A 12084-nucleotide genomic window follows, 5' to 3' on the forward strand; every position below is an offset into this window, starting at 1 on the left:
GAAAAATTTATTCAGGAATCACACTGCGTTATTTTAGAAAGGAACAGGTTGTTTCATGCCGATTGCTGTTAAATAACTTTTTGCAGTGCTTAAAAATAAAGATTAAATTTGCTGTAAAAAGTCGAAAAAGGAGAATTATTACCAATGATAAAAAGAACGGAGCTATTTAAAATTGACAAAAAATACAATTATTACCAACGAGACGGTACATCATGACGTTAAAGCACGTATTATTGGCGTTCATCAGGATCTATTTAACATTACTTGTAAATTTGGGACTGGTTTGGCACGGATCAAACAGGGAAATTATCGCCAGGAAATCGCAGAATATCCAACGATTGGTGACGAGGTAAGACTGAATTGGCAAGGTGCTGATTTAAGTATTATCTTAGAAACGTTACCGCGGAAATCCTACTTTAAGCGACTTGATGGTGCGAGTAGTGGTCATCGAGCGCAAGCTGTTGCGGCTAATTTCGATGAAGTCTTTATTATTCAGGCCTTGGGTGCTGACTTTAATTTACGACGATTAGAACGCTATTTAACCCTTGCCTGGGAGTCAGGTGGCACGCCGGTTATTGTTTTGACCAAAGCCGACTTAATTGATGCAACTGAAATTGCGGCAAAATTAGTGGCCGTACAGGAAATTGCCGTTGGCGTGGAAGTTTTGGTGATTTCGAACCAGAGTCACCAAGGTTATCAGGCGTTACAAAAACATTTACGAGCAAATTGGACGATTGTCCTTTTAGGCTCATCAGGCGTGGGCAAGTCAACCTTAGTGAACCAATTGTTGGCAACACCACAACAAAAGACCGCTGCAATTCGCGCGCAAGATCAACGTGGTCGTCATACAACTAGTCAACGCCAGTTATTGATGTTACCAACAAAAACGGCGATTATTGATACGCCGGGGATGCGTGAGCTAGGTATTTGGGACGCAACTAGTGGTCTCAGTCATAGCTTTGCTGACGTTGAACAATACTTTGGTCATTGTCGCTTCCGTGATTGTCGTCATCAACAGGAGCCTGGTTGTGCCATTAAGCAGGCGTTACGTAACGGCGAACTATCTCGGGATCGTTGGGCCAGTTACCAACAGTTACAAGCAGAATCAGATTTTAGTACTGATAAACAAACTTATTTGCGAACGAAGCAACAGCGAATGAAGGCCATTAGTCAATTCCAACGACGGCAGCAGCCTAACTTTGAACAGCGGGCCTGTCTGGATAGTTTTATTTGTCAGAATTGTGGCCGCATGGTTTTACCAGAAAATGCCGGCACCAAACAGCGTAATCATTGTCCTTATTGTTTGGCGAGCCTGCATGTTGATCATCGACCTGGTGACCGTTCGGCGTTATGTCACGGTGTAATGGATGCGATTAGTGTTTGGCAACGTGATAATGGTGAGCTGGCTTTGATTCATCGTTGTCGCGAATGCGGTCAGTTAGTTTCTAACCGAATTGCCGCCGATGATGACCAGCAGTTGATTCGAAAACTAGCGGTGCAACCAATTAGCCGGTAATAGTGCCGATTTTTGATGAAATGATCAAAATTGTGCCGAAGCAATTTATTTCTTTTGAACCGTTATTTTGGTTTAATTAAGATAATTTGAAAATTGGAGTGAGTTGAGATGCGCGGTTTAGTAGTGATTGATTATACCAATGATTTTGTTGCCAGTGATGGTGCTTTAACCACCGGCGAGCCTGGTCAGAAAATTGCCCCGGCGTTATTGCAGGTGACGAAAGATTTCGTTGCTCGCCAAGATTTTGTGGTGATGGCAGTGGATGGCCACGATCCAGCCGATCAATATCATCCGGAGAATAAATTATTTCCACCGCATAATGTGATTGGAACTACTGGTCGACACTTGTATGGTGAATTAGCAACTTATTATCAGCAAAATCAGGACCAATTTTATTGGTTGGATAAGCGCCACTATTCAGCTTTTTGCGGGACTGATTTAGATTTACGATTGCGCGAACGACGCATTACCGAATTACATTTAGTCGGGGTTTGCACTGATATTTGTGTGTTACACACTGCAGTGGATGCTTACAACTTAGGTTATGATATTGTCATTCATCAAGATGCGGTCGCCAGTTTCGATCCAGTGGGCCACGAATGGGCCTTGCGCCATTTCCAAAATACCTTGGGTGCCACACTTGTCTAATTATTAAGAATTTCTAAGCGCTATCAAAGTAATTTGGTTTCAATCAAGCTCATGCTATAATTAATCTCGAGCGCAAAATTATGAAAACGAGGTTGATTTATGTCAGATTGGTTACTACGCTTTGTTAAAGGAATTTTTATTGGTTCTGGTTTCATTCTACCCGGAGTCAGTGGCGGTGCTTTAGCAGCAGTCTTTGGAGTCTATGAACGAATTATTTCTTTCTTAGCACATTTGACGCGTGACTTTAAAAAGAACATTTTATTTTTCATTCCCTTAGGTTTAGGTGGGATTGCTGGCATTTTTATTTTCTCATTCATTGTCAGTTATGCTTTTAAATTTGAAAATCAAGTTTTATGGTTCTTTGTTGGGGCGATTGTCGGGACAATTCCGGCTTTATGGCATCAAGCTGGTAAAGAAGGTCGTGGCAAAAAGCATTTTGTTATTTTAGCTGTGACATTTGTAGTCAGCTTAATTTTCCTGATTTTTGGCAAAGAATTATTTGGTAACGGTGTTGCTCAGAACTTCGGCACTTGGGTGATTGCTGGTGCTTTAATCGGTTTAGGCGTGATTGTGCCTGGCCTGAGTCCATCGAATTTCATTGTTTATATGAAAATGTATGATGCCATGGCTGATGGGATTAAAACGTTGGATTTCAGCGTGATCATTCCTTTGGCAATTGGTGGTCTGGCTTGTGTCTTGTTACTTTCCAAAGTGGCGGATTATATTTTCAAGCGGGCTTATGCTGAACTATTCCACTTTATTTTAGGCGTCGTTTTTGCGTCCACAATTATGATCATTCCCTTTGGTGCCAAATACACACCACAAGGCATTTTGATTTCGATTGTTTTGTTCATCGCTGGTGCAGCATTGGCCTTTTGGATGAGTCGCCTGGAAGATAAATATCAAGCTTAAGTATTAAAAAAGGATTGTCGTGTCGCTCAAATTAATGAGTGATTTCGACAATCCTTTTTTGTTGCTGTTTTATTAGTCTTGACCTTGTTTAGCAGCGGCGTAACGATCCCAGCCCCACCAATTTGGCAGTAAGTCATTAAGTGTGGTGATTTTGCGTGATTCGTAATCAACCATGAACTGTAAATCCTTATTCCGCTCGTCTAACTGCATCAGAAATTCACGACAAGCGCCACAAGGCATCCCGCTACCATGATCAGCTGGCGCTTGGTCCCGAAAAGCAATCAAACGTTTAATCACGGTTTGGCCACTTTGTTGGTACATATTCAGTGCGGCTACGCGTTCGGCACAAAGGTCCAAAACGCCGGAGCAACTTTCGACACAAAAACCAGTATAAATGTCACCATTGGCACTTTCTAAGGCACAAACCACATTGTGCGCGTAAATAAACGGTGAGACGTCTTCAGGATGGTATTCAGCCTTCGCTTTTAAATATAATTTTTCCCAAATATCCATGGGTATCAACTCCAATTAATAAGTTGAGTATTATTATAGCATTATGATAAATTAAAAAGAATATTTATTAGAAGAAGCTGATTAATGATGCCAGTCACAAAGCAACCATCAAAAAAGGTGTGTTCCCACAAATTAGCTAATTTGCACGAACACACCTACGAGAAACAATCAACGTCATATCAAAATTGGTCAGCAATCACTGACAAGTAGTATTAATCTGGATAGTGAGCTAGCTTTGTAATGGCACGCGTAACGAAAGCAGCTGATAGGAAAAATACTGAAACGATTGGAACTAAAAACAGCAATAATTTGCGCATGGGCTCATCTCCCTGTAAGGCTTGTAATTAAGTCTAATATAGCACCATGCCAGTCAAAAACCTAGTTAAAACTATCATAAGAAATGAAGACCAGTCTAAAGCCGTAGCTGCTTAATGGCCCGAATCAGTCAAACGATATAGTTGCTGATCAAGTTGCGTAATTAAAGCTGACGGCTGCCCCAGTGAAATCAGCACCAACTCATGCATTGCCCGTGAAGCAATTGTATAAAGAATGTGAGCGTCAGTGGTGTTCTGAAAGAGTGATGCTGAAACGTTATAGCCAATGACGGCATCAAACTCTAAACCCTTAGCCAAATAAATCGGCATGATCATGACCCCAGGTTCCAAATGATGTTGCTTTTCAGTCATTAAAGTTACTGGCGCGTCACTTTGCAAAGTGGCGTAAATTTGTTCGGCCTCAACTTCAGTTTTTGTCAGAACGGCTACCATGGTTTGCTTAGCTAACAGCCGCTCGCATTGTTGACTGACTTGCTGGTTTAATTCAGCCAGGCGTTGACAGACAACTAGTTGTGGTTTCGGACCAGGTCGATTGAAAGCCAGAATTTCTTGGTGGTCAGGTAATAAAGCACTGGCAAAATGGGTAATTTGTTGGGTTGAACGATAGCTATTGTTCAACCGGTAAATTTTAACTTTTTTATGAGGGAAAAGGGCAGCAATGGCAGCATCGAATTGCGTTAAGCCAGCACTACTAGCAAATAAATCCTGGGCTTGATCACCGAGTAAAGTCAATTTGGCTAAAGGAAAAGCGTGATGCAAGTAGGCTAATTGGGCTGGTGAATAGTCTTGCATTTCATCAATAAACAAATATTGGATCTGATGATTTTGCCCACCACCAGTTAATTGATCGCGCAAATAAAGATAAGGCGCGCAGTCACTTAAGGCCAATTGGTGCCGCTCAAATTGAGACTTCACTTGCTCAAGCCGCGTTTGCCAGAAATTAGCGGCCACATTATTCGGCGCATTTTGTTCGAGAAAATCAAGATACTGTTGATCAATGTCCAAGAAATAATCATTGTACAAAGCATCGTAAATCGGTTCAAAGTGGAGCTGCGCAATTTTTTTGCCTAAAAATTGCCGCTCAGCTTCGTCGTTGTCAAAATGTTCCTGGTCCAGTAAAGTTTGATATTCATAATCACTTAAAGTGTCCACTCGGTCCTGAACCCAATCAGTCTTAGCTTCACGCCGTACTAGCCGTTGTAAATGGCGAATCAAGCGATTTTTAGTTTGCTGGAATTTGTCGGCCCAACTCATTTGTGCCGGTAATTCTTGGTAAATGCGTTGGCAATCGGCTTGGCTAATGACCATTTCGCCGTTTAATAACAGGTCATTGAATTTTAAGGTGAAGTCCGACTGAGCTAAATAATGGTCGACTTGTTTTAAAATCGCCCCGGCTTCCAGATATTGGCGCATTGTTTGGGCAACGGCCGGTAATTGGCGTTGGTCCCGTTCGTAACGACTGAACTTGTCTTCAACCTGCAAATTATGGCATCGTTGGCTGAAAAATTCGCTTAAGGTGACTTGGCGCATATTTTTCTCACCTAAGCTAGGGAGGACTTGCGAAATATAGTTACTAAAGAGGTGATTAGGCGAGAACATAATCACTTGCTCGGCGTCCAATTTTTGGCGACTATGATAAAGCAAATAAGCTAATCGCTGCAAGATTGTCGAAGTTTTGCCTGAGCCGGCCACCCCTTGAACAATCAAAACGTCGGCACTAGTATTGCGAATGATTTCGTTTTGTTCCCGTTGAATCGTCGCCACAATATTTTGCATGTATAATGTTGCCGCTTCGCCGAGCACGCCTTGGAGAATTTCGTCACCAACAGTTTCATCAGTATCAAACATATTGTTGATTTGATCATTTTCGATGGTGAATTGGCGCTTGCGCTGAAGGTTGACCTGCTGCCGACCTGCTGGGGCAAGATAACTAACCGGACCTAAAGTGCCATTGTAGTAAACGCCAGCAATTGGTGAACGCCAATCATAAATTAGAAAATCCTCGTCTTGCGCGTCCATTAACGTGGCGGTGCCAATATAAAGGGTTTCTTTTTCGAAACCATCATCAATGTCGATCCGACCAAAATAAGGGGATTTTGCCAGTCGGGTTAGACGATGCTGACGTTTTTCAAGAATTGTTTGATTCTCAACTGCTAAGGAAACTAATTGTTTTTGCTGTTGAATAGCCGCATTGGTTTCCATACGATCATCCACTTCAATCGTGTTGACCTTAGCTGTATCACCGTAATTTAATTCGATTTGGTGCGTTTCATGCTGAGCACTTTTCAATTTAGCTTCATTACTTGCTTGTTCCGCCGCGATTGTTTGGGCAATTTCTTTGACTCGTGCTTCTTCAGCAGAACGATTTAAGTCAGCATACAAATGGGGATGCTCCCTTCTAAATAATCGGTTGGTTATGAGGATAGAATACCACGTGCGTCAAGTGGGATAATCATCTTAAACTGTTTTAACAGTCGCTGCAAGTAGTTGTGGCAAAAATTTGATTATTTGATTGAAAATAGGTGAATGCGACCAAGATTTCTTTAATTAGAAAGATTGCTTAAGTCGTTTCCTAGTTGAGAACGGCAGGGGCCCAGCGATTTAGAGGGCGTGGAACATGGTGGACATCGATCTGAGCTTATTGCCGACGCAACAATCTCAGATACGAGTCTTATTCTAACCGCTAAAGCGGCAAGAATAATTTCACCATTGACGCCAATCGCTGGGCCCCTGCCTGGATGAAGCTTACGTAATTGATCACCACTATTTAGCCAAACCAGATTGTGGTAGTACAAAAAAATCGGTGTGACAATCTCTACTGAGAATAGAGGTGTCACACCGTTTTTTTGGTACTGTTTAACTATTATTACTAATTGAATTGAGTTAACGAATCCCACTAATACTGCCTTAAATACTAACAATTATGAAATGCACTAACTCAACTCCAGACGGAATGGAGGGCGTGGTTGTCAGCCGCCAAATTATTGTTGGTGCTTTAGCATTTACAATAAGACCTGTATTGAAGACTTTTGAAAAAAGGCTTCAATCAGCGTCGGCCGCGTTCCACAACCAGCAAGCCCGCAATGGAGTCAGGACCTGTTCTGTTTCAAAACTATCATCAGATTTTAACGGTTTTGAACTTTTGTTTTGTAATTATCACCAATCGTTACTGTAAACAAAAAAGAGCTTGGTTTGCTAAGCTCTTTTTGTAGATATTAGTTGCAATAAATTAATCGAATTTCACGTTATCTGGGAAGTGCGCCAAGCGTGTGCCGCTTTGGCCGAGTTCTTCTTCGATCCGCAATAACTGATTGTATTTCTCCACCCGTTCCGAACGAGCCGGGGCACCGGATTTCAATTGGGCCGCATTAGTTGCAACGGTGAAGTCGGCGACAAAAGTATCGCCAGTTTCCCCAGAACGGTGTGACATCATAGTGGTGTAGCCGTTCTTACGGGCCATGCGGATGGCCTCTAAAGTTTCAGTGACTGTACCAATCTGATTTAATTTAATTAAAATCGAATTGGCCATGCCTTTTTGAATCGCATCGCGAATTAAAGCGGGGTTAGTGCAGACCGGATCATCAGCGACAATTTGTAATTTAGCGCCGCAACGTTCCGTGAATTTAACAAAGTTGCCCCAATCATCTTCGCTGAAGGGATCTTCAATCGAAATGATTTCGGGGAATTTTTCGACTAAGCCAACATAATAATCGCTTAATTCTGCTGGGGTGTAAGTTTTGCCTTCGAAATCATAGTTCTTCGTTTCGCGGTTAAAGAAATAAGAAGAGGCAGCATCAAAGGCAATCGCAATTTCTTTACCCGGGACATAGCCAGCCTTGATAATCGCGTTGTGCAACATTTGCAGGGCTTCTTCAGAAGACTTCAAGTCAGGAGCAAAGCCACCTTCGTCGCCGAGGCCAGTACTATAGCCAGCATCTTCGAGAACTTTCTTTAAGGTGTGATAAGTGTTAACAATTTTTTCAAAACCATCACGGAAACTAGTGCGAGCTACCGGCGTGATCATGAATTCTTGAATATCAATATCATTGTCCGCGTGTTCGCCGCCGTTAATCACATTGTGGAAAGTTTGTGGTAGTTCCAAATCAGTTCCACCTAAATAACGGTATAGTGGCTGATGAGTCGCTTGTGCAGCCGCTCGAGCAGTCGCCATGGATACGCCTAAAATAGCGTTGGCACCTAAGCGAGCTTTGTTAGGCGTGCCATCTAAGTCGATCATGATTTGGTCAACATTGGCTTGATTGAAGGGGCTAACGCCTTTTAAAGCTTGATTGATTTCGGTATTGACGTTGTTAACGGCTTTTAAAACTCCTTTACCTTGGAGGCGGTCGCCACCGTCACGTAGTTCGACCGCTTCTTTTTCACCAGTGGAGGCGCCAGAGGGTACTTCTGCACGACCAAGGGTGCCGTCAGAAAGAATCACATCTGCCTCAACTGTTGGGTTACCTCGTGAATCAAAAATCTCCCGTGCTTTTACTTGTTCAATAACTAATGCCATTATAGTTACTCCCTTCAAATTTCTGCCGCAAAAGAAAAGACGCCTACTGAAGAGCACTATTATGAATAGGCTCCGCAGTAGACGTCATCAAATTGCTAGGCAATTATTTAGTGGCGAACGTCATCGCCAATTTATTCTTACAGTGACAAGTATAGTTCTTAGCAACTGTTAGTGCCATTATTTACACTTATCTTGACTGACGATAACCTAAATCAGCTTATTTAGTTTCGCGTTTCTTGATCCATAAACCACCAAGACCGAATAAAACTAAAAGTCCCATTGCTGTCCAAACACCGTGGGCATCTTTTTCATTCGTTTGTGGTAACGTCGTGGCGCTAGTCGTTGGCTTCTTAGCGGTTGTGTTGCTAGTGCTAGGCTTGGTAACTGGTTTAGGAGTCATTGGCTTAGAAGTAACTGGCTTTGTTGGTGCTGGTTCCTTAGGCTTAGTCACAGGTTTGGTTGGTTTAGTTGGCGGCGTCGGTTTTTCCTTTTCTTGATAGCGATTGACTAACGTGACTAAACCGTCCTTATCTGGGGTCTGGGGGCCAGTAGTGACATTGGTATAACCAGCTGGCACTTCTGCTTCAGCAACTGTATAAGTGATTTTATTACCTAAACTGTCAGTTGCAGGCAGATTCTCAAAGCTTGCCTGATAATTGTTCTCTGCATTAAGCGTTAAAGTTTGGTTAGTTGCGACACCGTTCTGATAAAGTACAGCCGTAATTGCTGGCGTCTTTAAGTCGGCGGGCAGATTTTCCCAAAGCTTCTTGACCATAATGCTAATTAGAGAAATTGGCTGGTTAGTGGCTGAAACCATGACGGGATCAGTGACACCAGCGACAATTGTAAAAGGTATTGGCGTGGCATCAAGCAAATAGCCTGCTGGTGCCTGCGTTTCAACAAAGTAATATTGGCCCGGCATTAAGTCGTTAACCGTGATCTGACCTTTTTCGTTGGTCGTCAGGTTTTCTTGCACCGTTTTACCATTGGCATCAACAACTTTATAGTAAGCGCCGGCGATCGGTGCTTTGCTGGTCGTCGAAGTTTTCTCGAGAATTGCGGTGCCATTCGTCCCGGTCCCAGTACCGCCACCACCGAAATCAACATTGGCATTGACGGTATGGGTTTGGCCATTAACTGTGATCGTGGCGTTGTTGCTATAAGTGTTCTGATTGTTAGTCGTTGCCGTATTGTAGTAAATATCCAAATAATCATTGACGTCGCCGACTTTAATGGTCATCACATTTCCTTCAACAGTGACGTCGGGTGTGATTGAACCAATATAGACGCCATTTTGCAGGCGGTTAACGATCATTGAACCAGGAATATAGGTTTGTCCAGGTCCTAAGGTATCGGTAATCGTAACGTCTTTGAGATTTTTACCGGCAATATTTAAAGCAACGTTCCAGCGGATGACCCGCGCATTTTCAGCTCGGGAAACCACGGTACCTACTTTATTGATGACCCAGTTTTCATTACCAGTATTATTATTGTGAGTCCCATTAGCATAGAAGAAAAGTGTCCCGTGACGGTCAGCCGTGGCTTCAGTAAAGTAGTTATTAAACACAATGGTCCCGGTTTGACTACCAGCAGTAACCGTGGCTTCGCCTAGTTTGATCCCATACTCATCGAGAATGTCAAAAGTTGTCGTGGTTTTAACTTCAACATTATCAGGAATGGTAAAAGTAGTCGTATCGCCGTTGACAATTTGCACGCCATCGGGAATCGACCAATTGTAAGACACTTTATAACCAGTATATAAATCTAGCTGCTGATTATTCGTGACTTCATTGCCGTCCTGATCATAAATCTTGGCATCACTGGCTGTTAGGCCGTTGACTTGGACTTCGGCCGCTTTCGCCGTTTGCCCGCCAAAAGACCAAATTGCTAGGATGGTAATTGCCAGTGACATGAGCACCACAAAAATTGAATTTGACCCTTTTTTGTATATTTTCATTTTTGTACCCTCCTAATATTTTATAAGAGGATTATAGCACCACCAACTGATTAAAGGCGATTATTTTATATTAAATTTTCATAATGTCTAGACACTTTTTATATTTTAATGCATAAAACTTTATCAAATGATAATTTTTGAATTACACTAGACAAGTACGGTAAAATAAATTCAGAAGGTGAAAAAAATGGAAAATTATCGATTACGTGATGGTTTACAGCTGCCTAAAATCGGCTTTGGCACTTACCAGCTCAACGGAAATGTTGGTGTCAATGCCATGACGGCTGCTTTAAATAATGGTTATCGTTTATTAGATACAGCCTATAATTATGAAAACGAAGGTGCGGTTGGCGCGGCGTTGCGTCGCAGTGGTCTGAATCGTCAAGAAATTTTAGTAACTTCAAAATTACCTGGTCGTTATTATCAGACCGATGATGCGATTAAGACAATTCAAGAATCTTTGTATCGAACAGGCTTAGATTATTTTGACCTTTATTTATTGCATTGGCCTAATCCCAAGCAGGATCAATATGTTGAAGCTTGGCAAGCCTTGATTACTGCTAAGAAGTTTGGCTTGATTCGCTCAATTGGGGTTTGCAATTTCTTGCCAGAACATTTGGCGCGGCTGGCCCAAGAAACCAGCGAAAGTCCGGTGATCAACCAAATTGAGTTACATCCATATTTTAATCAGCAATCTCAACGAGATTATGACCAGGCCCATGATATTTTGACTGAAGATTGGAGTCCATTAGGTCGGGCCAGCGTGATGTTAAAGGATCCTGTGCTGCAGCAATTAGCGGCGAAGTATCAGCGGAATGTTGGTCAACTTATTTTGCGCTGGGAGTTGCAACTAGGGACCTTACCAATTCCCAAATCAGCCACACCTAGTCGGCAACGTGGTAATTTAGACGTTTTTGACTTTGAAATTGATGCGGCTGACATGGCGACGATTACCACTTTAAATCGTGCCGATGGTCGGACCACTCAACAAGATCCGGCCACGTATGAAGAATTTTAAGATTGATTTTAGGAGTTTGATTGCCTCATGAAAACAGAACGATTACAGGCCTTTAGTGATGGTATCTTTGCAATTTTGATTACGATTTTAGTCTTGGAATTTAAACTGCCATCCTATCCCCGCGGCCAATTGCGCCAAGCCGTTTGGCAACAGGGACCGTTGTTCTTCTCGTACTGTCTAACCTATGTTTATATTGGCGTTTTATGGTTATTTCATCATGATTTATTTAGTCAAATTAAACAGACGTCAGCCAGGCTAAATGTGATGAATTTAGTTGGCCTCTTTCTAGTTACGCTGATGAATTATAGTATGACGTTAATGGCTGCCAGCATTCAGTCAGGCGGTCCTGCTGACATGCGTTTTGCTTTTGGTACTTACGATTTGTTGGCGTTTTTAATTTCAGGTTCGTATTTGTGGTTTTATCGTTATCTTTGGCATCATCATGAATTGCTGCAATCTAATTGCACGCTGATTAAACATAATTTGCGAACGATTTCGAAATATCCCACGATCAGTATGGGTTTGTATGCTTTAGCCTTACTATTCAATTACTTCAATGTTTATTTAGGCTTAATTTTATTAGTGATCGGCATTATCTTTCATGGTATTTCCTATTATCGAACTGCTCGCGTGCAGGAACAGAGTTAACCACAACCAATTGGTTGTAAA

Annotated in this window: 10 protein-coding genes and 1 riboswitch; of the genes, 6 read left to right on the forward strand and 4 right to left on the reverse strand. The window is 42.2% G+C overall.

All coding sequences use genetic code 11. From position 1 onward, the window contains the following. Positions 1-172: 172 nt before the first annotated feature. From rsgA to EKM82_RS02530, 3 genes are all read left to right on the forward strand, one after another. On the forward strand, positions 173-1516 hold the full coding sequence (gene rsgA, locus EKM82_RS02520) for a ribosome small subunit-dependent GTPase A (RefSeq protein ID WP_225419639.1): 1344 nt from the start codon (positions 173-175) through the stop codon (positions 1514-1516). Between the two features lie 108 nt (positions 1517-1624). Beyond that, positions 1625-2164, forward strand: coding sequence for a cysteine hydrolase family protein (locus EKM82_RS02525; RefSeq protein WP_125766757.1), 540 nt, complete (start codon positions 1625-1627; stop codon positions 2162-2164). Between the two features lie 99 nt (positions 2165-2263). After that, on the forward strand, positions 2264-3076 hold the full coding sequence (locus EKM82_RS02530) for a DUF368 domain-containing protein (RefSeq protein WP_125766758.1): 813 nt from the start codon (positions 2264-2266) through the stop codon (positions 3074-3076). Between the two features lie 72 nt (positions 3077-3148). Here the strand turns inward: EKM82_RS02530 and EKM82_RS02535 are convergent, their stop codons facing one another. After that, a complete protein-coding gene (locus EKM82_RS02535) occupies positions 3149-3589 on the reverse strand; it encodes a cytidine deaminase family protein (protein WP_125766759.1) in 441 nt (146 codons plus the stop codon). Between the two features lie 428 nt (positions 3590-4017). Further along, complete coding sequence (gene helD / locus EKM82_RS02540; protein WP_125766760.1) at positions 4018-6306, reverse strand: RNA polymerase recycling motor HelD; 2289 nt, start codon at positions 6304-6306, stop codon at positions 4018-4020. Positions 6307-6877: 571 nt separating this feature from the next. Here helD and EKM82_RS11235 point away from each other — a divergent pair. Beyond that, positions 6878-7099, forward strand: coding sequence for a hypothetical protein (locus tag EKM82_RS11235; RefSeq protein ID WP_164508062.1), 222 nt, complete (start codon positions 6878-6880; stop codon positions 7097-7099). A gap of 54 nt (positions 7100-7153) precedes the next feature. Here EKM82_RS11235 and eno read toward each other — a convergent pair whose 3' ends face one another. Then, on the reverse strand, positions 7154-8440 hold the full coding sequence (eno, locus tag EKM82_RS02545) for a phosphopyruvate hydratase (RefSeq protein WP_164508063.1): 1287 nt from the start codon (positions 8438-8440) through the stop codon (positions 7154-7156). A gap of 71 nt (positions 8441-8511) precedes the next feature. Next, positions 8512-8577: riboswitch (Fluoride riboswitch) on the reverse strand. 80 nt (positions 8578-8657) lie between these two features. Continuing rightward, positions 8658-10397: a SpaA isopeptide-forming pilin-related protein gene (locus tag EKM82_RS02550; protein WP_125766761.1), complete on the reverse strand. Its 1740-nt coding sequence runs from the start codon at positions 10395-10397 to the stop codon at positions 8658-8660. A 187-nt stretch (positions 10398-10584) separates the two neighbouring features. Between EKM82_RS02550 and EKM82_RS02555 the strand changes: the two genes are divergently transcribed. Both EKM82_RS02555 and EKM82_RS02560 read left to right on the forward strand, forming a co-directional pair. Continuing rightward, the gene (locus EKM82_RS02555) at positions 10585-11415 is read left to right on the forward strand and encodes an aldo/keto reductase (protein WP_125766762.1); all 831 of its coding nucleotides are present in this window, start codon (positions 10585-10587) and stop codon (positions 11413-11415) included. Between the two features lie 27 nt (positions 11416-11442). Beyond that, on the forward strand, positions 11443-12063 hold the full coding sequence (locus EKM82_RS02560) for a TMEM175 family protein (protein ID WP_125766763.1): 621 nt from the start codon (positions 11443-11445) through the stop codon (positions 12061-12063). The last annotated feature ends 21 nt before the right edge of the window (positions 12064-12084 follow it).

Source organism: Lapidilactobacillus wuchangensis (assembly GCF_003946645.1).
Classification (GTDB): domain Bacteria; phylum Bacillota; class Bacilli; order Lactobacillales; family Lactobacillaceae; genus Lapidilactobacillus; species Lapidilactobacillus wuchangensis.

What these genes read in the sequence shown, in the direction of transcription:
- EKM82_RS02525 (WP_125766757.1), top strand. Translation starts at nt 1,625, where the DNA reads ATGCGCGGTTTAGTAGTGATTGATTATACCAATGATTTTGTTGCCAGT.
- EKM82_RS02530 (WP_125766758.1), top strand. Translation starts at nt 2,264, where the DNA reads ATGTCAGATTGGTTACTACGCTTTGTTAAAGGAATTTTTATTGGTTCT.
- EKM82_RS02535 (WP_125766759.1), bottom strand. Translation starts at nt 3,589, where the DNA reads ATGGATATTTGGGAAAAATTATATTTAAAAGCGAAGGCTGAATACCAT.
- EKM82_RS11235 (WP_164508062.1), top strand. Translation starts at nt 6,878, where the DNA reads ATGGAGGGCGTGGTTGTCAGCCGCCAAATTATTGTTGGTGCTTTAGCA.
- eno (WP_164508063.1), bottom strand. Translation starts at nt 8,440, where the DNA reads ATGGCATTAGTTATTGAACAAGTAAAAGCACGGGAGATTTTTGATTCA.
- EKM82_RS02550 (WP_125766761.1), bottom strand. Translation starts at nt 10,397, where the DNA reads ATGAAAATATACAAAAAAGGGTCAAATTCAATTTTTGTGGTGCTCATG.
- EKM82_RS02555 (WP_125766762.1), top strand. Translation starts at nt 10,585, where the DNA reads ATGGAAAATTATCGATTACGTGATGGTTTACAGCTGCCTAAAATCGGC.
- EKM82_RS02560 (WP_125766763.1), top strand. Translation starts at nt 11,443, where the DNA reads ATGAAAACAGAACGATTACAGGCCTTTAGTGATGGTATCTTTGCAATT.